This window comes from Novosphingobium sp. BL-S-32 (assembly GCF_056857055.1).
The window spans coordinates 3,457,766-3,477,457 of record NZ_CM166476.1 but is presented as its reverse complement, the minus strand read 5'-3'; the positions used below and the strand labels follow the sequence as shown (position 1 = coordinate 3,477,457).

The following is a 19,692-nucleotide window of genomic DNA, read 5'->3' as shown; positions in this document are numbered from 1 at the left end:
AACGCCGCCCCTCTTCGAAAAACGTGCGATTGAGAGACTTCGCCCACCTCACGGCGCGCCCTCTTTGCGCCTCCGCGCCTCCGCGCGAACCCATTTAAAAACTTCAGGCCGAAACGCCCGCCGCTTCCAGCCGCACATCGCCCCGCACACGTGTCACCATGAGCCATCCGATCCCGAACAGCGCAGTCGGCAGCCAGAGCAGAAGATGGGCGACAAGGATGATCGCCGTGGCCGGTTCGGCCGGAACCCCCAGCGCCACGAAGACCAGCACGCCAAACACCTCGAACGATCCGAAATGGCCGGGTAAAGCAGGTACTAATGTCCCCAGCGTCGCCACTGCAAAAGCCGTAAGCGGTTTGAGCCAGGCGGCAGGATCGCCGCCCAGGCTGACCCATGCTCCCAACATGACGAGGCTCTCCAACAACCAGAGCCCGACCGAAAGCAGCAGCATCCGCGCCATTCGCCGTCCCTGTCCGATCGCCCGCACGGCATCGGCCACCGAACGCGCCGCTGCGGCAAGGCGCTGCACCGGCCCGCGCGGATAGCGCCGCGCCACGGCGGCGGCGATCCGCGCCAGTATGGCGGGCATGGCGAGCACACCGATACTAAGCACCATCGCCGCGCCCGCCGCCAGTCGCAGGTGCATCATCGCCTCATGCGGAAGCGGCGCATCGACCAGCCATAGTCCCACTGCGGCAATGGCCAGAATGGCTACGAGGTCCAGCACGCGCTCGACGATCATCCCCGCCACCACCCGCCCTGCCGGAAGCCCGAAGCGGCGGTGGAACCACCAGATGCGAAACACGTCGCCAAGCCGCAACGGCAGCACGTCGCTGATGCCGAAACTGGCGATGAAAGGCGCCACCGTCGCCCGAAGGGTCAGCCCGCGCGCACCATCCGGATCGAGCAGAAACCGAAAACGCGCCGCCCGCAGCACGAAATCGAGCGCATAGGCAACAAGCGCCATCAGCAGCGGCGGCCAAGCGGCCTGCGCCATCAGCGCCGCCACCCGCGCCATGTCCACCGTGTTCCACAAGAGCGCAAGAAACGCTCCGCCGAGCACCAGTCCGGGCAGAATCCGTAATGAATCCCGCAGCCAGTCCCGACGCGGCGACGTCTCCAGCCCGGCCACGCTCACAAACGCTCCTCCACATGCCGCACGAAAAGCGTCGCCAGTGTGGTGCGGCTGGAGATGCCGAGCTTGCGATAGATGTTGTGCAAATGGATGCTGACCGTGCCCTCGGTCGAGCCGACAGTGGCGGCGATCGCCTTGTTCGAGAAGCCTCGACACACGAGTTCGCTGATCTCACGCTCACGCGGGGTGAGACTGGCGATGGCCTTGGCGACATCGATGCCGCTTTCCTCGCGCGCCCGGGCGACGAGATCCTCGGGCAGCCACTTGCGCCCGGCGATCACCTCGCCAAGGCAGGCGACCAGCGAATGGGCGGCATAGTCCTTCAGCAACAACCCCCAGACGCCAAGCGAAAGAGCCTCGGCAATCTGGTTGCCGCTCATCGTCGCCGACAGGAAGATCACCCGCACCGGCCAGTCCTGCTCATGGATGACCTTGAGGATCGCCATGCCGCCAACATCCGGCATCGTCACGTCGAGGATCGCGATGTCCGGCCGCTGATCGCGGATCACGCTGAGCGCGCGAATGCCGCTGCCCGCCGCCTCCACCAGTTCGATGCCCTCGGTCGCGCGCAGCAGGTCGGCAAGGCCGCGCAGCAGCAGCGGGTGATCGTCGGCAACGACAACGCGCCGGGTCACGCCGCCAGCTCCCCGACCGGGATCACCATCGTCACTTCCAGCCCCGGCGTGCCTCCGGCAAGGAACATCGAGCCGCCAAGTTGCAGCACCCGCGCACGGAGCGAGATCGACCCCTGCCCACCCGACGCGCAAAGCCCTGTGCCGTTGTCGACAAGCGTCAGATGCATCGCCCCGCCCGTATGCCCAGCCCGCAAGCGCACGCTGGAGGCGGACCCGTGGCGCACCGCATTCGAAGTCGCTTCCGACACAAGCTGGACGATGTCCTCGACGGTGCGCCGCCGCAAATGAATCGGCGCCCCCTCCCAATCGAACGGCATGGCGACGCCCCACTTGCGCTGAAGCAGTTCGGCCTGGCGGCGCAGCTCATCCGCAACGTCTACCGCGCGTTCGGCGCGCGCCTCGCGGTGGTCTTCGACAAACCGGCGGATGCGGCGCTGCTGTTCGGTAACGAGGTCCTCGATCTCGCGCGTCTGTCCGCCTGCCTCCTCCGGCGTCAGCGAGCCCGCACGCGCGGCGAGCGCCCGCAGCTTCAGGCTTGTGGCGGTCAGGTCCTGCAACACGCTGTCGTGCAGGTCCTGCGCCAGCCGGTTGCGCTCCTCCGCGCGCACGTTGTCTGAGTGGCGGGCGACGAGGTCGATCCGCTCAAGTTCCGAGCCCGCGCGCGTGGCGATGATGTCGCACAGCAAGGCGGCATCCTCGGGGCGGCAATCGGGATCGGCGATCAGGATCGAGCCGCGAAATCGCAGGCCGGAAAACCCCGCCATCACCGCGAAATCGCGCACCGGCACCAGCGGCAGGCGCAGATGATCGAGCAGAACGGCGAAAGCATCGGCCTCGCCGCGCGTCAGCACCCTGCCCTCGCCCCGGTCGAAGATGCCGGCGCGGTCCACCTCGACACGGTCCCAGAGCACCGAGTTTTCAAGGTCGGCAAGCTCCACGCCGTCTCCATTCCACACCGCGACGACACCGTCGGGCCGGTCATGCTCGCGCCAGACCACCATCATGTGGCGGCTCCCGGTAACGTCTCCCGCATGGCTGCACAGTTCGCCCAGCCAGGCGCGGCGGCTGCCCAAAGCGCGCTCCATCGGCCATTTCGCCAGCCGGGCCAGACGCTCGCGGCTGCTTTCGCGGTAGGCCCCGAAATAGCCGAGCATCAGGGCCGAGAGCAGGAAATAGACCGATCGCGCGATCAGCACGTTGAGTTCGGATTCGCCGTCGAGCGTATCGGGAATGCCGATCGCGAAGAGTGCGATTTCCAGCAGGAACGCGCCCATGATCGCGCCGATGAACCCCCAGCGCACCGTCATCGCCATGAGTGTGAACGGGAGGAAGGAGAAGAACGGGCTCGTCAGTTCATCGGTCAGGAACGCCAGCCAGCCCAGGATCGCAGTATCCGCGACATGGAACAGGAAGTGCACCGGGCTGTCGACCGGGCGGCGGACCGGCGCGACCACCAGAACCAGCGCATAGGCGAGATAAAAGGCAAGCACATGCCGCGCCTCGGGCAGGAAGCGGCCCGGGCGGGTGGGATCGAGGTAGATCGCCAGAATCGCGAAACACGCGGTGACCAGACGGCCAAGGGCGATCAGACGATTGGGATCGGTAATCAGCAGCGTGTTGCGCGCAGCAGCCAAGCTGGGGAATGTCCAGTACGAAAAGCCGCCCGCCCGCCTGCTGCCCGGCCTGCTCTTTAATCCTCTGACGTCTTCCCGACTGCTCACCGCCCGACTGTCCAATGCCCCGGCCTCCGCCAGCGCGGCCCGCCCCCGGAGCCTTTCGCCTGACCTCGGCACGATAACACGGCGCCGCCGATTGTTCGGGCTTCATTGGGGGACCTCCCTCGCCTTTGGGGGGATCGCTCCGGTTATTTCGAGATGGGATCTATCGCAGCACGGCCTCTGCATCGACCAGCTTCACGTCGTGCATCTGATCGAGATAGGCCTCGTAATACGCCTTGTGCGAAGCGCCGACGATCGCGAGCAGGCGCGTACCGGGATAGCGCCCCAGAACGTCGCGGATATTCGCCACCATGCGCAAGTTCCGCGTCTCCCAGTACCCCACGTAATTGCGGCCGAACCCCTGCGGCGAGGGCTCGACCAGTGCAGCGCCGAAGTCCGACCGATAGACCAGCTGCGCCTGCGAGGGATCGTTGTAGGCGCGGTACAGCGCGAGCAGGCCGTCAGGCTTGTCCAACCCGGCGTTCAGCCTCTTGCCGTCAGCCTCCCGCTGGTGCGTGGCGGGATTGTCCCAAGCGTGAGAGATCGCCGCATCGTATGCCTCCGGATCGGCGGCTTCGGGCATGTCGGCGGAATGGTCATCAACGCTCCACAGCCGCTCCAGCCCCAGCTTTGCCGCCAGCCGCGCGGCGATCAGGTTGGTCTCATTGTGCTGGTCCTTGCGCTTGTCCAGCTTGGCGGCGAGTTCGGCGGTCAGCCCGTCACCCTCGCGGCGTTCGGCCTCCGGCAGGCGCAACCACTGTACCAGCGCCGATCCCGGCTCTCCTGCGGCGAGGAACACTGCCGCCAGATGCCGACGCTGCGCCGACGAGGGTAACGTGGGCCACGCCGCCAGCAGGCGCTCGGCCTCGGCATTGGCGGCGGGCACATCGAGCCCGGTCGCTTTGCCCGCAAGGGTCGGATCCGGGCAATATGCCTCGACTGTCTCCGCATAGCGCGATGGATAGCGGCGCAGGCTATCGCACTGGAGGCCGGACATGTCCTCGGTGGCAATGGCGGTAGGCCGCCATGCCGCCAACCGGGCGACCACCGGATCCACCAATTCCAGCCGGAAAGTGCCGGGCATGTCGGACAGATGCGGCGTGCCCAATACCATGACCTCGTTCGGCCGGCCCGCTGGAGGCCCCTTGAGTGCGCCGGGATGAAATACCGGATGATAGTCCTGCGCGTCCGCCACATTGCCGAATTGTCCGGCCGCCAGACAGAAACCGCAGGCAAGAAACAGATTGTGCAAGCGGACCATCCAACACCCCCGAAGATATGACGGCTGCGGTGCTAGCAACGGGCTCTCATCGCGACAATATCTGCGCTCTATTGGGCCCACCACGCCGCAAGAAAGCCTTGAACGGTCAACGACACAACGAATTCATCGAGGATGAGTGTGTACTGTCAGGCCTGTCGTTGCCGAAGCAGCAATGCCCTGCTGACAACCGTGAAACCTCGACCAGATGCTTCGCCACCAGTCGAAGACTGTCTGGAAAATCTCCGAAGGCGAAATTCGCAGCACCGACGGCAAAAGCCCCCCAACCAACAACGCTGCGCCCCGCGCCATGTCCGTTTCTCCCGCAGTTTTTTGTGTCTGGGAGAAAAAGCGTTCCACAAGGTACTTCAATGCATCAAATAGTGAGATTTGGAGCCGCGATAGAATCTGGCCATGGGCCGTTTACGACTTTCGGATGATCGAACATCCAAGTTCTTTCTTCAACGCTGTCGTAACATTGCAAAAACCGCCAAATAGCGCGGTATTTCATGCACACAAAAGGGGTGTAGCCTGTTTCAAAAAAGAACGATCGGCAAGAAATATGGTCGAAAACCTGCCGGAAGACTTGCGCAATCCTGCCCGTAATGTTTGTTCTGTGTAATCGCACTCAACAAAAAAATTCGGGCAACAGGCAAAAAAGATGGCAGACGACATACTTCTCGAACTCGCGGCCGACATCGTCACCGCACATGTCAGCAATAATCCCGTTTCGACGGCCGATCTTCCGCTACTGATCCAGTCGGTCTACGGCTCGCTCGCGAAGCTGGGCCAGCCGGTAGAAGCCGTGGAGGAGAAACGGACCCCCGCCGTCTCGATCCGCGCTTCGGTGAAATCCGATGCGATCGCCTGCCTTGAATGCGGCGCCAAGCTGAAGACGCTGAAGCGCCACCTCGGCACCGAGCATGGCCTGACGGCGGATGAATATCGCGCCCGCTGGAACCTTGCGGCCGACTACCCGCTGATCGCGCCCGACTATGCGGCACGGCGCAAGGCGCTCGCCATCGAGATCGGCCTTGGGCGCAAGGGCGGGCGCAAGAAGGCACCCGCAAAGGCACCGGCAAAGTCCGCACCCAAGAGCCCGCCGAAAAGCCCGGTAACGGCCGGGGCGACCCCGGAGAAGGCCGCCCCCACGCTGGAAAGCAAGCGCCGGGGCCGTAACACGCTCGGCGTCAAGTTCGACTGACCGGACACTCTTACGGGGCGGCAGAACCGCCCCGTACAAGACGAATAACGCAGCGCGGCCCGGTGCCGCGCTGCATTCGTTTCAGGCCATGCTCACCCGCGCAAACGGGCTTCCGACAGGTCAAGCTCGCGCGTCAGCTTGCGAATAGTCTGGCTGCCGACACTGCGCTGGCGGATCAGTTCCGCCAAGGCCGCGCGCTCGGCCTTCACGCCGACAAGGCGGAAATCGCGGAACAGCCGCTCCTGCGCGCGCACCGCATCCTGCTCATCCTCGCTGAGCCCATCGAGGCGGTCGCGGTAGAGGTCCATCACGCGTCCGCCCGCCGCCGCATAGCGGTCGGCATCGCCATGGTCTTCGGCCAGCCGGTGCTGGTGGCGCTCGATCGCCCGGATTGCCGCTTCGGCCGTGGCCACGCGGGCGGCATCCTCCTCGGCCTGTTTCGACGGCTCGCTCGGCATGGTCAGCCCCTTGAGCAGCACCGGCAGGGCAATGCTGGCCAGCACCAGCGAGACAATGATGACCCCCGCCGCAAGGAAGATCGCCAGATCGCGCGCCGGGAACGGAGCGCCATCATTGAGCACCAGCGGCAGCGTCAACACACCGGCCAGCGTGATCGCACCGCGAACGCCCGCAAAGGACATCGCCGCGACCAGCCGCCAGTTCGGACTGCGTGCACTGACGCCCGACTGTCGCTGGCGCAGGATGGTGAACTTGAACGAGACCCAGACCCACACGAAGCGCAGCGCCGCAAGGCCGAGCACGATCGCCACGACATAGAGCGCCAGCCAGCCGGTCTCGGTATGCCCGGTCACGGCGACGGTCCGCTTCGCCTCGGCAAGGATGGCGGGAAGTTGCTCGCCCAACAGCACGAAGATGATGCCGTTCAGGGTGAACTGGATTGTATCCCACACCGAATTGCGACGCATCCGGGTGACGGCCATCGCCTCTCGCGAGATCTCGGCGAACGTCATCGTCACGCCTGCCCCCACCGCGGCAAGGATGCCGGAGGCGTGGAAGTGTTCCGCCAGCATGTAGGAGCCGAACGGGATCAGCAGGCTGACAAGGATCTGCGAGCCGGTATCCTCGCCCCAGTGGCGCGTGACCCAGGCCTTGGCGCGCGAGACGACGATGGTAACGGCCACGCCGATGGCAAGCCCGGCGCCCGCCACCCACAGGAAGTTGAGAGCCGCTTGCCCGGCAGAGAAGGTTCCGGTCAGCGCCGCCGCCACCGCAAAGCGCAGGCAGACAAGGCCCGAAGCGTCATTCAGCAGCGATTCCCCTTCAAGGATGTGCATCATGCGCTTGGGGATCGGCACGCGCGCGGCAATCGCGGAAACCGCGATCGGATCGGTGGGCGAAACCACGGCGGCCAATGCGAAGGCCACGGCCAGCGGCATCGCCGGGATCATCCAGTTGATGAACAGGCCCATGCCGATCACCGTCGTCAGCACCAGCCCCAGCGCCAGTTCGACAACGGTCGAGACGTCCTTGAACAATTCGTCCTTGGGAATGCGCCAGCCGTCAAGGAACAGCAACGGCGGCAGGAACAGCAGCAGGAACAGTTCGGGGTTCAGCGATACGCTATAGGAGGTCGAAAGACCGACCACCGCGCCCAGCAGGATCTGCACCAGCGGCGTCGGCACCGACCATGGCAGCATCCTCGATATCGCGCCGCTGACGACCACCGCCAGCAGCAGGAAAAGTACGACCGAAACTGACTCCAAACCTGAACTCCTTCCATTTCCTCCGGGGGGACCATGGCGGCCCGGGTTCCGGATTGCAAACCGGTAGCCCCTGTTCACATCGCCTTTGGCTGCCCGGAAATACTTTGAAACATTGGAAGATGCGGGCGGCCAGAACGACACCGCCACCCGTTCTGGCAGGACAATATTGCGCCCGCATGGCCGCCAACGCACCGCGCTTGCTGACGCGCGCGCCGCTAAGCGCTATGGGGCCGGCCATGCACACGCCCCATCGCGAATCCCTTGAGCCCGTGCACGTGGCTGCCCTGTACCGTTTCGCTCGCTTCGAGAATTGCGCCGACTTGCGCGCACCGCTTGAGGCCCTGTGCCGCGAAAACGGCATTCGCGGCACGCTGTTGCTCGCGGCCGAAGGCATCAACGGCACGATCGCCGGCCCGGCTGGCGGGATCTCCAAAGTACTGGAACATATCCGCGCCCTGCCCGACTGCGCCGATCTCGACGTCAAGCTGTCGAGCGCCTCTACCATGCCATTCCACCGCCTGAAGGTCCGCCTCAAGCGCGAGATCGTCACCATGGGCGAACCCGACATCGACCCGCGCGCCAGCGTCGGCACATATGTCGAGGCGCAGGAGTGGAATGCGCTGATCTCCGATCCCGACACCATCGTGATCGACACCCGCAACGACTACGAAGTGGCGGTGGGCACCTTCGAAGGCGCGATCGACCCGAAGACCGCCAGCTTCCGCGATTTCCCCGAATGGTTCCGGCGTGAGCGCGAGAAGCTGCTCGGCGCGGGCAAGCCGCCGAAAGTCGCCATGTTCTGCACCGGCGGGATCCGCTGCGAAAAGTCCACCGCGTTCCTGAAGCAGGAAGGGATCGAGGACGTCTTCCACCTCAAGGGCGGCATCCTGAAGTATCTGGAAACAGTGCCCGAGGAAAACAGCCTCTGGCGCGGCGAATGCTTCGTATTCGACCAGCGGGTGACGATCGGCCACGGTCTGGTCGAGGGCAGCCACACGCTGTGCCACGCCTGCCGCCGCCCGGTGAATGCGGAAGATGCCGCCTCACCGCTCTACGAAGAGGGCGTAAGCTGCCCGGCGTGCCATTCCGAGCGGACGGATGAACAGCGCGCATCCTACCGCGAGCGCCACCGCCAGGAAAAACTCGCCGCCGCCAAGGGCCATGCTCATGTCGGCGCGGTGCGGATCGAACGGACCGAAGACAGCGCCGACTGAGCGCGGCTGGAATCGTCGCGCGCTCCTGAAATCCTCAGGCAGCACGAAATCAATTTGTCGTGACAACGACATGTCCGAATGACGGCGATCCAGGGGCGTGATGACCATTTGGATTACGCAAGAAAGCTGTCACAAATGGGGACCATACCCTAGGCCTGTCAGAACGGGACCGGCTATGGAACGCGCGCTAGGTATTCAGGAACTCGGCCAACCCCGGTCAACGAGTTCTCGGCCGGATCTGAACCAGGGCCTCGGAAAAGTGGGCCTCATCGGGTTCGGCGCCGCTGTGATAGCGGCGATCCTCTATGTCGCATTCAGCGTCTATTCGGACGCACAGGCGGCGGGAGTGCATGCCGTTGCGCTGATGCCCTTCGTGCTGCTGTTCATCGCGCTGCTGATCGCCCTCGGCTTCGAATTCGTGAACGGGTTCCACGATACCGCCAACGCCGTTGCGACCGTGATCTACACCAATGCTCTGCCCGCGCATGTCGCCGTCGTCTGGTCCGGGTTCTTCAATTTTCTCGGTGTGCTGCTGTCGACCGGGACCGTGGCATTCGGCATCGTCTCGCTGCTGCCGGTCGAGCTGATCCTGAAAGTCGGGTCGCAGGCGGGCTTCGCCATGGTCTTCGCCCTCCTGATCGCGGCGATCCTGTGGAATCTGGCAACCTGGTGGTTCGGCATTCCTTCGTCCAGCTCCCATACGCTGATCGGCTCGATCATCGGGGTGGGCGTGGCCAATGCCCTGATGGTCGGAAAGTCCGGCACGGCCGGCGTCGACTGGTCCAAGGCGACCGAGATCGGCCAGGCCCTGCTGTTCTCACCGCTCATTGGCTTCTGTCTGGCCGCGTTGCTGTACCTCGCGGCAAAAACACTCATCCGTCATCCGGCCCTGTACCGCGAGCCTGAGCCCGGCGTGCCGCCTCCCGGATGGATCCGCGCGCTCTTGATCTTCACCTGCACCGGCGTGAGCTTCACGCACGGTTCCAACGACGGTCAGAAGGGCATGGGCCTGATCATGCTGATCTTGATCGGCACCGTTCCCACGGCCTATGCCTTGAACCGCGCCGTGCCCGCACAATACACCGCGACGTTCCACGCCAATGCCGCGCTCGCAACATCCGCGCTTCGCACGGATCCGGTGCCGATGTCGCCGGATCAGGCGCGAACCTCGGTCACCCGCTTTATCGCCGACCGGCACTTTGCACCGGACACGAAGCCTGCACTCGTCGCCCTGATCGCCGACATCGACCGTCAGGTAAGCAGTTATGGCTCGCTGGCCAAAGTCCCTGCCGCGGCAGTCGCGAATGTCCGCAACGACATGTATCTCGCGTCCGAGGCGATCAAACGGCTCGGCAGCGAACACGCGGCAGGTTTGTCCGAAAAGGACATCGCGGCGCTGAACCAGTACAAACAGTCGCTCGACAAAGGTACGCGCTTCGTACCGACCTGGGTAAAGGTGGCAGTCGCCTTTGCGCTCGGATTAGGGACGATGGTAGGTTGGCGACGTATCGTCATCACCGTTGGCGAGAAAATCGGCAAATCGCACATGACATATGCCCAGGGCGCATCGGCGGAACTGGTGACGATGGGCACGATCCTAGCAGCCGACACAATGGGCCTGCCGGTCTCGACGACGCACATTCTCTCTTCGGGCGTGGCGGGCACGATGGCCGCGAACCGCTCCGGCCTCCAGATGGAAACCATCCGCAATCTCGCCGTGGCGTGGGTGCTGACACTCCCCGTCTCGATCGTCCTCGCCGGCACGCTTTACTGGCTGTTCCGACTGATCTTCTGAGCGGGATAGTAGCGCCCCTGCCAGGCGGGAGAGCGCTTGACAGCTGTCGGGCGCGCGCCTTGCGCAAGCCTCAGGCAACCGCCGGAGACGGGGTACGCCGCAGCGATCCAACACACGAGGCGGAGAGGCAATCTCCGCGTTTGCGCGTAAAATCGGGAAAATGCTTGGAAAGGTGGTAGCGGAGGAGGGATCGACCGATTACCCTTATCAGACTGAAGTTATTGTCAATTTCTAGAAATCAAGAAAAGCGCCACCCCCAATTCCACCCCCAACCAATAAGTGAATCGCCGAACCGTGTTATAACTGCGCCAAGCCGAAGAGTTGTGGTAGCCAAACTCGGAAATCATTACCCTCCTTGAAGCGTCCGCGCTTTCGTGTTGGCCTGACACGATTCATCGAGCCCATCACCCAGATTTCGCATTTTCCAGACTATTCGCAACCACGACCATGGCCGGTGTCGCCTTACGCAGCCGGAGTGCGGCGCGCAGGCGGTCGATCGGTCCACCAGCTTTGGGTTGCGAAAAGCGTCCGCCAGCGTTTTCGAGATCGAGTAAATCGGCACTTGTACGCCCGCGATCGCGTGGCGCTCGATGTCATGTCGGAAATAGGCATCGGCAAAACGGACCAGCCGTATCGACGGGTAGGATTGCACCGGCGACCAATCTCTGGCTCCGATTGCCCCAGACTCGGCAGAGCACCTGGTCAGTCAGATCGTGGAATGCGAGGTCAAAGACGAGCGCGACGGCTTCTTTGGGAACCCTGAGCGCGGCTTCAGCAAGAATCTGACCCTCTTCAACCCCGGTACCAGGCTTTTGATAAATGCCCTACCCGATCCGTTCGATCTCTCCCGCTTCAACCGCCCTGAAAATCGTCTGTCGGTTGATGCCGGCCGCACTTAGCTCAGATGCGCGCAGCATCGTGCCGGCCTCAAGGAGGCGAATTAGTCTGGTGTTTTGCACTTCAGACGGGACGGGCATGTAACAAATCCTCGGATTGAAAATCAAAATATCAGAGGTTTTGTTACATGCCCGTCCAGATTGAACTGGACAGGCAGTCCTGTCCTAAGGTGGCCACCCGTGACCTGCAAATCGCGAACAGCACAACTCAGACGCCCGCAGATCGCGCACATCACCCTTCAGAGCCAACCTTTCGCCAACTCCGACCATCCAGCCTCGCCTATCCGAATGTGAGCTGATGGCGTCCACAGTCACCCAGCTTCAGTGAAATTCGGGTGTCCAGAAAACGCTGGGCTATTTCCATTGCCGTCAACAGATGGCCGCTTGGCTTCACGGTCGTGAACGTTCCCCCGCCCGCAAGGGCAAACGGCAGGAGCAACTGATCCGCAAGGTATGGCCCTGCGAATGCGCCCGACGCGACGTAGCCTTTGAGCCGCCCCGCCGCCGTCTTTGCCAGACGCTCGGCGGGAACGCCGAGTTGTCCGAATCCGCTGGCAATTTCGGTCACCGCATCCTTGCGCGCCTCGATCATCAGAATGATCCCCGGCCCCTGGTCGGCCGGCAGCTCGCGCAGTGAGAAGGCTTCCTCCGGCCAATCCGGAAAATCCTTGCGGAGCCGCGCCATCATTCGCAGGGCGATTTCGCCGGGCAGACCCGCGAACACCACTTGAGCCGAGGCATTGCTCAAATCACCGGATTCAAGGCACTCGATCGGGCCAAGCGGGCCAGGCGTGATATCCACTTCGATACGGCCGCCGCCGCGCGGGTAGAAACCATGACGCACCAGCCGCGCCTCCACCATGGGGCCCATCCGGTTGATGACCGGCAGGTAGGTCCGCTCGATGAAATCGAACGGCGGTGCGAGCATGTTGTGGGTGCCGCCTTCCAGCACCAGCCGCGAAGGCCGGTCGGCCATAACCAGAGGCATCAGCACAGTCTGGAGGACCAGACCGGTGCTGCCCGCCGTGCCCACCGAGAAATGGTATTCGCCCGGCTCGACTTGGCCCGGCCGGAACGCGATTTCTTGCGAGCCGACCTCAAGGCCCTGCACATCGGCATTGCCGATCCGCGCCGCAGCGTCGATCGCGGTCACGTGCTGGCGCATCAGTCCGGGCTTCGAGCGATTGCCGCGCACTTTGGTTATACGGAACGGCTTGCCGGTGACGAGCGAGAGCGCGCAGGAGTTGCGCACGACCTGCCCGCCGCCCTCGCCTTCAGATCCATCGATTTCGATCATGAGTTTACTAAGTCCAGAAAAATGTCTTCCGCCGTCCGGAATGCATCAGACGGCATGGGTCGCTCGGGCACTTCGCCCATGCGCCCCAATTCATCGCGGATCAGGGCATCGAGTTCGGGATAGCGCCGGGCATTGCCCTGCTCCCGCGTTTCGCGCTTGGCGGCGACGAGATCCTCGATCATCGCCATCGTGGCCAATGAAAGATCGGTCACTGCCATGAGCTGCTGGAGATTCATCGGCGGCCGCCGCGTCGGATCGAACCGAAGGGCACGGATCGCAAGCGCGGGGCGAAGCGCGTAAAAGTAGCGCTTCACGGGTACCGGCGCCTCGTCTTCCGGCCAAAGATCCATCGCATTGCGCCCAAGGCTGGCATAGTGCCGGGCAACGCCGTGCGGGTCGAAAACTATGTCCGCCAAGGCCGCCGCTCGCGCCATTACCGGATGGTCTGCCCGATAGCGGATTGGCGATTGCAGCCATTCGCTGCCGGTCGCGTTCGACTTCAGCATCAGCCCCAGCAGCTTGCGCAAGTCCCAGCCGTTAAGGTCGATCTCGTCGACGATGGGCCGCTCGATCACGTCGCGCGGCGGACGCAGCGCCAGATAGGCATCGCGGGCCCGCACATAGACAAAGCGTACATCGTAGTCGCTGTCGGGCGAGGGAAAGCCCCAGGCCCGCGAGCCCGATTCCACGGCCAGCAACAGGCGCGCGCCATCTTCCGCCTCGATTGCGGCAAGGCGCCGGTCGATTTCAGCCTTTACGGTCGGGTCGATTGCCCCGGTCACGGTATTCATCTCCATCAAGTCGTGCTGCGCGGCATCCACCAGAACATCCAGTGGTCCGCTTTGCGATTGTCAGAAGTGGCAATGCCGAAGTCGCCCTGCCCAACCTCCACAGATGCAAAGGCGGCAGACAGGAAACGCAGTCGATTGCCCCCGACGGTCATGACCAGCCGCTCGCCATCTGGCGTGATAGACAGGTCAGTTGCATCGGACCGATACTCAAGTCTCAGCCGCGTGAAGCGACCGTCGCATTTCGATCCGAAATTCGGCACCTGCAAAATTGCATCGGTGACGGGTTCGATATCCAAAGTACGATGGCAATCTCCTCCCCCTTTCATTCGGTCGAGGAGATTGCGAACCGATCGGCAGCTCGCCGGGTCGGCCGTGAAATGCCATCCCCTCCAGGCTGCGCGCGGCTTGGCATAACGCCACACGAACAAGCGTCCTTCCTGTTGCCATTCGGCGACCCAGTCGCGCATCTCACCCCTCCGGTAATCTGCGTGAGGGGATCACCCCTTCACGCAAACCACCTGCTTCAAGGTATGGACGATCTCGACGAGGTCGGCCTGGGCCGCCATCACCGCCTCGATCGGCTTGTAGGCGCGCGGCGTCTCATCGATGACGCCCGCATCCTTGCGGCATTCGACGCCGACGGTGTCAGCCACATGCTCGGCCAGCGACACTTGCCGCTTGGCCTCGTTGCGGCTCATCACCCGGCCGGCCCCGTGCGAGCAGCTGTGGAAGCTCTCCGGGTTACCGAGCCCGCGGACGATGAAGCTCTTCGCGCCCATCGAACCCGGGATGATCCCCAAGATGCCCTTGGCGGCCCGCACCGCACCCTTGCGGGTAACCAGCACGTTTTCACCGAAGTGGTTCTCCCGCGTCACATAGTTGTGATGGCAGTTCACCGCCTCCAGTTCGGCATCGAAGGGCTTGGCGATCTTCAGGCGCAACGCGGCGATGACGTGCGCCATCATCATGCGCCGGTTGAGCGCCGCGAAGTCCTGCGCCCACTCCACCGCCTCGACATAGTCGTCGAAGTGATCGGTCCCTTCCGGGAAGTAGGCAAGATCCTCGTCCGGCAGGTTGATATGCCACTTGCGCATGTCCTGCTTGGCCAGTTCGATGAAGAACGTGCCGATAGCGTTGCCGACCCCGCGTGAGCCCGAGTGCAGCATGATCCAGACCCGCGCCTCCTCGTCGAGGCAAAGCTCGATGAAGTGGTTGCCCGTACCCAGCGTGCCGAGATGCGTGAGGTTGTTGGTGTTCTTCAGACGCGGGTGCTTGTCGCACAGCCGTTCGAAACGCACGGCGAGCGTTGCCCAGGCCTCGACAATGGCAGGCGGCGGCGCGCCCCACGAACCGTGGTCGCGCTTTCCACGCCCAACGACGCGCCCGTGCGGCACTGCCTGTTCGATGGCCGAACGGATGCCGTCCAGACTATCAGGCAGGTCATGCGCCATCAGCGAAGTGCGCGCGGCCATCATGCCGCAGCCGATGTCAACGCCGACAGCCGCCGGGATCACCGCGCCCTTGGTCGGGATAACCGAGCCCACGGTGGCGCCAATGCCGACATGCACGTCGGGCATGGCCGCCACATGGCGGAAGATGAACGGCATCTTCGAGGCGGCGGCAAGCTGGTCCTTCGCCTTTTCGTCCACGGGCACGCCGCGGGTCCACATCTTGATGGGCACGCCGCCTTCGACCTGCCGGAATTCGAAACTGGTGTCGGTCATGGCCGATCTCCTTGAAAATACGTCATAGGTGCCGGCGACGAGGTTTGGCGAGACATCCCGGTGAAATCCTTTCGGCTTCATCCGGGGCGGAATCGAACCGCTCGGCCTTTCGGCCTTTACCGATGTAGTCCCGCCGGCATTCGCCAGCTTTGGATTGGGTCACGGCGACGAGGATTGGAAAGTCGTTCCTGCTCTACCTACTGAGCTATCCGGCCCCAATGGTGGCCGAAGCGGGGCTCGAACCCGCGACCTGGCGATTAACAGTCGTGTAGACCTTCCGGCATTCGCCGTGAAAAAAATGTCGGCCGTGGCGACGAGAGATGGCGAGACGCGGTCCTTAAGCTACAGGGCAAGGCGGGATTCGAACCCGCATCTCCCCCATCCGTCCCATCGCGAGGACGAGACGAGTAGGGGCGCTTTACTCGTCGGACCTTTGCATGGTGCCAATGTAGTCCCACCGGCATTCGCCACGGCCTGAAGTGATGCATCCCGGCGACGAGGTATGGCAAAGACCGCTCTACCAGCTGAGCTACCGTCCGTTTCCGAACGGGCAGGAGTCGAACCTGCGACACGTGTAGTCCTTGCCTCATTCGCCGAGGATGCAATCGCCTTCGTTCTTCAAACCTCCGTTTCGTTCACGATTTCGACCCAGTCGCGCGTCTGCCCTGAGGCGAAACGCGCCATTGCGTCGAAGACCGCATCGGTGAAGCCGCCGACATTCAGGATGTCCGCCCGGCTTTTTGCCTGCGTGGTGCCGTAAGGTGCGATGTCGACGCAGATCAGCTTCGCGCCCGGGTTGCGGGCCTTCAGCCGGTTCCACTCATCCATCGTCGCCGTGGCGCCGTGCCGTGAGGGATCGACCCAGGACTCGTTGTCCGAAACGATCACCACGGTATCGACCTTTGCCCGCTCGCGATTGAGCAGAGCCAGCGGTGCCGAGACATTGGTGCCGCCTCCGCAAACCCCGGCCAGCTTCGCGGCATTCACCGCGACGCGAGCCTTGGGATCGAGCTTCAGCGAAACCACGTTGCACTCGAAGGGCAGCACGCGGGCCTTACGGTTGCCGCGCAGCATCGCCGCCGCGACCAGCGCCGCAACATCGATGCACCGCACTTTCGAACTCGCGCCCTTGCGATAGCCGGTTACCGGCGACGACATCGAGCCCGAGACGTCCGGACAGACCACGACATTGCCGGCAAGGACCGGAACCTTCGCAAGCGAGGATTCCAGCGCCTTTTCCAGCGCCGCCTGCACGTCCAGCGGCACACCATCCCCGACCTGCCCCATGGCGACCATGAGTTGGTAAGGCATGACCCGCGCACGGGAGAGCGCCTCGGCATCGCCGAGCCGGCTGGCAACCGCCCCGCTCACCCCCGGCACCGTGAAGGCGCCGTTGCGGGCAAGCGTGTTCAGGTTCATCCGCAGCGCCTGCCAGCCCATCCGTCCAGCCAATTCGCCCCACTGCTCCGCAGAGAGCGAGTGCGCGGTCAGCCATTCGAACGGCACCGGCGGCAGCGGCAGCGAGGTATCCCGCTTCCACGCCTCGAATGCGGCGATTTCGGCCGGCAGTGCGGCGGTGTCATAGGGCTTGCCGATCAGCCAGCCGTAGAACGCGCGCCGATGTGCCGACGCCGGCGCCGGGTGAACCATCCTGACGATATCCGCCAGAGAGGGATCGTTGCCGGTCGCCGCCGCCATCAGGTGCTGCATCGAGGCTGCCTCCAGCCACTCGCACACGAGCCGCTTGGGACGCGAACCCAGCGAACGCCGCCCGACCTGCCCGGAGCGCATGATCTGCACGAAAGTGCGAAGCATACGGCCGTTGTCGATCACGCGCCCGAAAACGCGGGGCGCAAGATCGGGATCTGCCGTGGTCAGGTAGGCCGTCAGCAAAGCCGGCATATCCTTCATCGCGCCGGACTTGCGTGCATAGACCGCAGCCTTGGCCACGAATTCGGGCGAGACGTCCGCAGCGGCAGCCAGCACATCGGCAAGCTGCGCCTCTGCGCCGGAGTAGAACCCGTCGGACAGCGAACCGGTGGCGGCCAGCTGGGCAAGTTTCGCTTCGGGCCCATAGGCATAGGCCACGCCGCCTGCATGGTTCACCACATCGGCGCGCGGCAGAAGCCGCGAAGCAGTGCCGGCAAAGAGGCGCTTGAGAGCCATGGTTGCAATTCCTTGTTCCGGGAGTGGAGGCAGCCGGCCCATTCCGGCCGCCCCGCTTTCCCGCTTCATCGTGCCGGAGTGTTCGACCGCTCCGACGGAATAGTAATTGCAGGCACCGTGCCAAATTCGATTTTGTGCCGAAGAAAAATTTGAAAATCCCGGAAATCTGCCAAATTTCCAGAATCCGCCGCCACTTCTGCCTGATATTGCTAAAGACGACGATCTCAGATTTGTATCTATTCATATAAACTGATATCCAGTCATATATGCGATCAACCACCGTCATCGGCTTCCTCGGCTCCACGCTTGATGCGTCCAAGTTCGGCCCCTCGCGTTGGATGAAGTGGCGCCCCTCAGTGGCGCTGGCCATGCATGAAGACTTGCGCGTCGACCGCTTCGTGATGATGCATGGCACGGGGCACAGCCGCCTTGCCGATTTCGTCAGCGAGGACATCTCTTCCGTCTCGCCCGAAACCACGGTCGAGCGCCACGTCGTCGATTTTCAGGACCCCTGGGATTTCGAGGAAGTCTACGGGAAGCTTCTGGATTTCACCCGCACCCTGAAGATCGACCCCGAAGCGGAAGACCTGCTGGTCCATATCACCACCGGCACCCACGTTGCGCAGATCTGCCTGTTCCTGCTGACAGAGGCGCATTACCTGCCCGGTCGCCTACTCCAGACGCAGCCCAGCCGCCGTGAAGGAGGAACCGCTCCGGGCTCCTGGAGCGTGATCGACCTCGACCTGTCGCGCTACGATTCCATCGCAACCCGCTTCGCCGAAGACAGCCGGGAAAGCGCATCATTTCTGAAGTCGGGGATCGAAACCCGCAACGCCGCCTTCAACGCGATGATCGAGGAGATCGAACAGGTCGCATCGCGTACTCGCGCGCCGATCCTGCTGATGGGGCCGACCGGCGCCGGCAAGAGCCAGCTCGCCCGCCGCATCCATGATCTCAAGAAAGTGAAGCGGCAAGTCTCCGGCCCGTTCGTAGAGGTCAACTGCGCCACCTTGCGCGGCGACAGTGCAATGTCAGCCCTGTTCGGGCACAAGAAGGGTGCCTTTACCGGCGCCGCAGCCGACCGCGCTGGCCTGCTCCGCAGCGCCGATGGCGGGATGCTGTTCCTTGATGAGATCGGCGAACTCGGACTGGACGAACAGGCGATGATCCTGCGCGCGATCGAGGACAAGCGCTTTCTGCCCGTGGGCGCCGACAGCGAGGCGTCCAGCGACTTCCAGCTTATCGCCGGCACCAACCGCGATCTGGCACGCTGCGTGGCCGATGGAACTTTTCGCGAAGACCTCTTCGCGCGCCTCAACCTCTGGACGTTCTCGCTGCCCAGCCTCGCCGACCGGCGCGAGGATATTGCCCCCAATCTAGACTACGAACTGGATCGCCACGCCGAACGCGAAGGCGAAAGGATTTCGTTCAACAAGGAAGCGCGCGGCCGTTATCTGGCCTTTGCGATGTCCTGGGAGGCACATTGGAACGGCAACTTCCGCGACCTCGCCGCCAGCGTCACGCGCATGGCGACCTTCGCGCCGAAGGGCCGCATCGATCTGGCGACGGTCGACAACGAAATCGCCAGACTTGGACGCATCTGGTCAGGCAACACCGCCAACAGGGAGGACGGACTTGCAAGGATTCTCGACGCGGAAAGATTGGACGAGATCGATCCCTTTGACCGCGTCCAACTGGCTTACGTCGTGGAGACTTGCCGCGAAAGCACATCTCTATCCGAAGCGGGACGACGCCTTTTCTCTGCCTCGCGCGTGCGCCGCAGCAGCACCAATGATGCCGACCGACTCAAGAAGTATCTAGCTCGCTTCGGGCTGGATTTCGCGACAATCCAATAACGCACGCTAGTGATGCCTGTTCGCAGCAGACGAAAACTCAAAAAAATCTTGATCTCAAATATGACGTCGTAATTATTCACCCATTTTCAGGTCATTCCAATGCGACCACGGATTGTCGCCTGCCGACACCCCATCAGCTCACGACCCTTGTCGGTCACTCAGCCGATGATTCTTCGTTCCCAGGTGCGGCCCGTCCGCTTTCACAGTTCGGACACTCAAGCCTGACCGCGAAGAGAGAGGCGGTTTCCGGGCGACCTCCTCCAGATGGCGGCCGACAGT

At 63.4% G+C, this 19,692-nt stretch carries 15 protein-coding genes; 5 read left to right on the top strand and 10 right to left on the bottom strand.

The features are described 5' to 3' along the window. Positions 1-103 precede the first annotated feature (103 nt). The 4 genes from AC1VVK_RS16360 to AC1VVK_RS16345 all read right to left on the bottom strand — a co-directional run bounded on the left by AC1VVK_RS16360 (position 104) and on the right by AC1VVK_RS16345 (position 4,749). Complete coding sequence (locus tag AC1VVK_RS16360; RefSeq protein WP_482903797.1) at positions 104-1,138, bottom strand: lysylphosphatidylglycerol synthase transmembrane domain-containing protein; 1,035 nt, start codon at positions 1,136-1,138, stop codon at positions 104-106. Continuing rightward, positions 1,135-1,770, bottom strand: coding sequence for a response regulator (locus AC1VVK_RS16355; RefSeq protein WP_132384976.1), 636 nt, complete (start codon positions 1,768-1,770; stop codon positions 1,135-1,137). The genes AC1VVK_RS16360 and AC1VVK_RS16355 overlap by 4 nt, the downstream gene beginning before the upstream one ends. Next, positions 1,767-3,404 carry a sensor histidine kinase gene (locus tag AC1VVK_RS16350; protein WP_482903796.1) on the bottom strand — a complete coding sequence of 546 codons (1,638 nt, stop codon included), beginning with the start codon at positions 3,402-3,404 and terminating at the stop codon, positions 1,767-1,769. Before AC1VVK_RS16350 ends, AC1VVK_RS16355 begins: the two co-directional genes overlap by 4 nt. A 247-nt stretch (positions 3,405-3,651) precedes the next feature. Next, positions 3,652-4,749 carry a DUF5694 domain-containing protein gene (locus AC1VVK_RS16345; protein WP_482903795.1) on the bottom strand — a complete coding sequence of 366 codons (1,098 nt, stop codon included), beginning with the start codon at positions 4,747-4,749 and terminating at the stop codon, positions 3,652-3,654. Positions 4,750-4,954: 205 nt separating this feature from the next. On the opposite strand from AC1VVK_RS16345, the gene AC1VVK_RS16340 reads away from it, so the two are divergent. Together AC1VVK_RS16340 and AC1VVK_RS16335 are read left to right on the top strand one after the other, a co-directional pair. After that, positions 4,955-5,368, top strand: coding sequence for a hypothetical protein (locus AC1VVK_RS16340; protein ID WP_482903794.1), 414 nt, complete (start codon positions 4,955-4,957; stop codon positions 5,366-5,368). Between the two features lie 39 nt (positions 5,369-5,407). Continuing rightward, entirely contained in the window at positions 5,408-5,950 is a 543-nt protein-coding gene (locus AC1VVK_RS16335; protein ID WP_482903793.1) for a Ros/MucR family transcriptional regulator, read from the top strand. A gap of 92 nt (positions 5,951-6,042) precedes the next feature. Here AC1VVK_RS16335 and AC1VVK_RS16330 read toward each other — a convergent pair whose 3' ends face one another. Beyond that, positions 6,043-7,674, bottom strand: a complete 1,632-nt coding sequence (locus AC1VVK_RS16330; RefSeq protein WP_132384973.1) for a Na+/H+ antiporter — start codon at positions 7,672-7,674, stop codon at positions 6,043-6,045. A 236-nt stretch (positions 7,675-7,910) separates the two neighbouring features. Between AC1VVK_RS16330 and trhO the strand changes: the two genes are divergently transcribed. Further along, on the top strand, positions 7,911-8,888 hold the full coding sequence (gene trhO / locus AC1VVK_RS16325) for an oxygen-dependent tRNA uridine(34) hydroxylase TrhO (RefSeq protein WP_482903792.1): 978 nt from the start codon (positions 7,911-7,913) through the stop codon (positions 8,886-8,888). Between the two features lie 175 nt (positions 8,889-9,063). Continuing rightward, positions 9,064-10,683, top strand: a complete 1,620-nt coding sequence (locus AC1VVK_RS16320) for an inorganic phosphate transporter (RefSeq protein WP_482903791.1) — start codon at positions 9,064-9,066, stop codon at positions 10,681-10,683. A gap of 1,176 nt (positions 10,684-11,859) precedes the next feature. Here AC1VVK_RS16320 and rtcA read toward each other — a convergent pair. The 5 genes from rtcA to AC1VVK_RS16295 all read right to left on the bottom strand — a co-directional run bounded on the left by rtcA (position 11,860) and on the right by AC1VVK_RS16295 (position 17,557). Beyond that, positions 11,860-12,876, bottom strand: a complete 1,017-nt coding sequence (gene rtcA / locus AC1VVK_RS16315) for an RNA 3'-terminal phosphate cyclase (RefSeq protein WP_482903790.1) — start codon at positions 12,874-12,876, stop codon at positions 11,860-11,862. Next, a complete protein-coding gene (locus tag AC1VVK_RS16310; RefSeq protein ID WP_482903789.1) occupies positions 12,873-13,658 on the bottom strand; it encodes a nucleotidyltransferase domain-containing protein in 786 nt (261 codons plus the stop codon). Before AC1VVK_RS16310 ends, rtcA begins: the two co-directional genes overlap by 4 nt. A 14-nt stretch (positions 13,659-13,672) precedes the next feature. Beyond that, positions 13,673-14,134 carry a hypothetical protein gene (locus tag AC1VVK_RS16305; protein WP_482903788.1) on the bottom strand — a complete coding sequence of 154 codons (462 nt, stop codon included), beginning with the start codon at positions 14,132-14,134 and terminating at the stop codon, positions 13,673-13,675. Between the two features lie 30 nt (positions 14,135-14,164). Then, a complete protein-coding gene (locus tag AC1VVK_RS16300; protein WP_482903787.1) occupies positions 14,165-15,391 on the bottom strand; it encodes an RtcB family protein in 1,227 nt (408 codons plus the stop codon). A gap of 618 nt (positions 15,392-16,009) precedes the next feature. Continuing rightward, positions 16,010-17,557: a vWA domain-containing protein gene (locus AC1VVK_RS16295; protein ID WP_482903786.1), complete on the bottom strand. Its 1,548-nt coding sequence runs from the start codon at positions 17,555-17,557 to the stop codon at positions 16,010-16,012. A 266-nt stretch (positions 17,558-17,823) separates the two neighbouring features. Between AC1VVK_RS16295 and rtcR the strand changes: the two genes are divergently transcribed. After that, positions 17,824-19,413 carry an RNA repair transcriptional activator RtcR gene (gene rtcR / locus AC1VVK_RS16290; protein ID WP_482903785.1) on the top strand — a complete coding sequence of 530 codons (1,590 nt, stop codon included), beginning with the start codon at positions 17,824-17,826 and terminating at the stop codon, positions 19,411-19,413. Positions 19,414-19,692 lie beyond the last annotated feature (279 nt).

What these genes read in the sequence shown, in the direction of transcription:
- AC1VVK_RS16295 (WP_482903786.1), bottom strand. Translation starts at nt 17,557, where the DNA reads ATGGCTCTCAAGCGCCTCTTTGCCGGCACTGCTTCGCGGCTTCTGCCG.
- AC1VVK_RS16340 (WP_482903794.1), top strand. Translation starts at nt 4,955, where the DNA reads ATGCTTCGCCACCAGTCGAAGACTGTCTGGAAAATCTCCGAAGGCGAA.
- AC1VVK_RS16305 (WP_482903788.1), bottom strand. Translation starts at nt 14,134, where the DNA reads ATGCGCGACTGGGTCGCCGAATGGCAACAGGAAGGACGCTTGTTCGTG.
- AC1VVK_RS16345 (WP_482903795.1), bottom strand. Translation starts at nt 4,749, where the DNA reads ATGGTCCGCTTGCACAATCTGTTTCTTGCCTGCGGTTTCTGTCTGGCG.
- rtcA (WP_482903790.1), bottom strand. Translation starts at nt 12,876, where the DNA reads ATGATCGAAATCGATGGATCTGAAGGCGAGGGCGGCGGGCAGGTCGTG.
- AC1VVK_RS16300 (WP_482903787.1), bottom strand. Translation starts at nt 15,391, where the DNA reads ATGACCGACACCAGTTTCGAATTCCGGCAGGTCGAAGGCGGCGTGCCC.
- AC1VVK_RS16320 (WP_482903791.1), top strand. Translation starts at nt 9,064, where the DNA reads ATGGAACGCGCGCTAGGTATTCAGGAACTCGGCCAACCCCGGTCAACG.
- AC1VVK_RS16335 (WP_482903793.1), top strand. Translation starts at nt 5,408, where the DNA reads ATGGCAGACGACATACTTCTCGAACTCGCGGCCGACATCGTCACCGCA.
- trhO (WP_482903792.1), top strand. Translation starts at nt 7,911, where the DNA reads ATGCACACGCCCCATCGCGAATCCCTTGAGCCCGTGCACGTGGCTGCC.
- rtcR (WP_482903785.1), top strand. Translation starts at nt 17,824, where the DNA reads ATGCGATCAACCACCGTCATCGGCTTCCTCGGCTCCACGCTTGATGCG.